Below are 1,007 nucleotides of genomic sequence, written 5' to 3'. Positions count from 1 at the left end.
CGCTGTGAAAGATCGAAAAGCGCGTCGCTTCCGGAAGCGACGCGCTTTTCGATCTTTCACAGCGTGGCATCTTCACGAAAAATCCAACATGCAATCCCGCCAAAGCGCCGTCCCATGCCGTTTACGCGAAACCGGCATGTTTTTGTACGGCACCGCGCAGATTTTTGTGGCTCAGAAGTAGCGGCGGCGCGTGCGGCTCTCGGTCAGTTCGCGAACCGCTTCGCGGAATTCGCGCAGGCTGGCGCGGATTTCCTCGATTGGCGCTTGCTGCTCGGCATCCTCCACGGCCTGCGACGGCTCCGCCGATCGCTGATGAGGCTGAGGCGCCTGCTGCTGCGCGACGGGCGGCTGTGGATAGGACTCGGAAGCGGGCTGAGCCGGATCGGACTGCTGCCCGGCATTGGCGGCCGGCATCGATTGCGGATAGGGATAGCCCGGCTGCTGCGCGTAGCCTAATGGCTGCGCGTAGGGATAGAGCTGCGGCCCGGAATATGGCCGCTGCGTCATCATGGGAGGCGGCAGTGGCGGCTGCGCCGTCTGCTGCGGATGGCCGCCGGGCTGGAAAGGTGGTGCCGGGTATGCTGTCGCGGCCGCCTGCCGGGGCTCGAAGGCCGGCGCCGGCCGGGGATAGGCGCGGTATTGCGGATCCTGCGTTGGCTCCCCGTTTTCGGCAGAGGCCCATTCGACGGTATCGAACGGCTCCTCCCGGGATGGCCTGCGGGAGACGGACTTGTGCAGCCTCGACAGCAAGGCACCGATCCGGCCGGGACCTTCTGCCGGCGAGGCCTCGGCTTGCTGGACAGGCGGTGGCACGGCCGGCGGTGGTGATGCAGGCGGGGGTGTCGATGGCTGCGGCGCTGGTGGTAATGGCGGCGCCGGCGGCGGCGCTGCCCGATATGCCTTGTCTTCGTAAGGCGTCCGGCGTTCGTCCGCGCCATGGTCGCGACGCGAGCGCGAATTGGCGGTGTCACGCAGGCTCTCATAGGCGCCACGCATGGCTCCGAGGC

1 protein-coding gene and 1 pseudogene are annotated in these 1,007 nt (G+C 67.2%); one reads left to right on the top strand and one right to left on the bottom strand.

Annotated features, from left to right (window positions below; translation table 11 throughout):
- Positions 1-181: hypothetical protein (locus EN991_RS40520; RefSeq protein WP_206519352.1), on the top strand; the 181-nt coding region annotated here is incomplete at its 5' end.
- Here EN991_RS40520 and EN991_RS37685 read toward each other — a convergent pair.
- Positions 172-1,007 (bottom strand): annotated as a pseudogene (locus EN991_RS37685) (succinoglycan biosynthesis protein exop); the annotation flags it as partial. The gene EN991_RS40520 and the pseudogene EN991_RS37685 sit on opposite strands and share 10 nt — an antisense overlap.

The organism is Mesorhizobium sp. M7A.F.Ca.US.005.03.2.1 (assembly GCF_003997795.1).
Classification (GTDB): domain Bacteria; phylum Pseudomonadota; class Alphaproteobacteria; order Rhizobiales; family Rhizobiaceae; genus Mesorhizobium; species Mesorhizobium ciceri.
This window is presented reverse-complemented; position numbering and strand designations above follow the sequence as displayed.